Source organism: Desulfovulcanus sp., from assembly GCF_982781345.1.
In genome coordinates this window covers 1-1,451 of sequence record NZ_CEYAEZ010000154.1, presented here as the reverse complement: position 1 = coordinate 1,451, position 1,451 = coordinate 1, and the positions used below count along the sequence as shown (strand labels likewise).

General features: G+C 32.9%; 2 protein-coding genes. Both read right to left on the bottom strand.

Annotated features, from left to right (window positions below):
* Positions 1-452 (bottom strand): GTP-binding protein (locus AC3WVG_RS11835; protein ID WP_488798322.1); only part of this gene is annotated, 452 nt, incomplete at its 3' end.
* Positions 453-505: 53 nt separating this feature from the next.
* Positions 506-1,297: a hypothetical protein gene (locus tag AC3WVG_RS11830; protein ID WP_488798321.1), complete on the bottom strand. Its 792-nt coding sequence runs from the start codon at positions 1,295-1,297 to the stop codon at positions 506-508.
* Between the last annotated feature and the right edge of the window lie 154 nt (positions 1,298-1,451).

Genomic DNA, 1,451 nt, shown 5'->3' with positions numbered 1-1,451 from the left:
TCAATCTTATTTTGAATAACTATCATCCTTCTAAGACCCATTATTGTTGCAGCTAAGAAATGTTCTTCAGTTTGTGGTTGTGGACATGGCATTGATGCATCAATAATCATTAATGCACCATCTACAAATCCAATACCTGCAATCATTGTTGATAATAGTACTTCATGTCCTGGAACATCTAGAATAGATATTCTTCTAACAAGTCTAGGTTCTGAACCATCAGGACATTTACCATTTTCTAAAAGTCCATCACTTACATACCTATACTCACCATCTTGACATTCGTAAATTCCAATTGTTATATATCCTAACTTTATAGTCATAGCTCTCTTAATCTCTTCACTATGTCTAGCAACCCAAACACCACTTAAAGCCTGTACTAGAGTTGTTTTACCATGATCAACATGTCCTAACGTTGTCAGTATGGTGTCTGGATATATGAAATTGCCCATATATATGAAGCTAAATATTAGAGAGTTAATAAGGGTTCGGGAAACTTACAAGATTAGCTATGTTCAATCTTCTCAACTTTAATCCTTCTTTGAGAATCTTCTCTCTCAATACTTAGAAGTGTAGTATTGATATTATTCTTCAAAGCTTCTCTAATAATTTGATCTATAAACTCTCTACTTTGAGAAGTTATTATTAATTGATTAACGAGACACTCCTTAACCAACTTTGATACTAATGTTGAAAATGATGATCTTATAGCAACATCAACATATGGCATTGGTTCATCCATAATCATGAAATCTACATTATGATTAGCAACAACATATACAGAAAGCATAAATGATAGTGAGAGAGTAAGTCTCTGTCCATCACTCATTCTAGATATTGGAACACGTCTACCACCTCTCAAACCGTATAGAGTATACTCACTAACTAGAGTGCCAAGTCTCTCCTTAATACTCAACTCAATTCCAGCACCAGACATGTCTGAATATGGGTACATGAGCTTGAAATAATTATCTACCAAATCTCTAACTTTCTCAACCATCTTCTCTCTTAATCTAGATTGTACTTTCCTAATTGCAGATCTAACATTAGTTAATTGATTATACAACTTCTCTAAACTGTACACTCTATCACGAAGTTTTTCAATAGATTCAACAGGAATTGAAGATAGTATTCTCTCTAATCTAGAAACTTCAATACTCAAACTATTCAACCTATTTCTAACTTCATCAAGTCTCTTACTAATATCTTGAATTTCTAACTCTAGAGATGTTAACTGTTTTAAATCAAGTCCTGAACTTTTCAACTTCTCTTCAAGTTCTCTCTCCTCTCTAATCAAACTCTTCAACTTTTTTTCTGTCTGATGGTACTTCAATTTTCTGCAATTCTTTTGGAAGATTTTCTTTGTTGCTGGGTTTCCCTATTGCAATCATCATCTCAACATGATATTTATCAGGCACGTTTAATACTTCTTTTGCTTTATCATAGTCAAA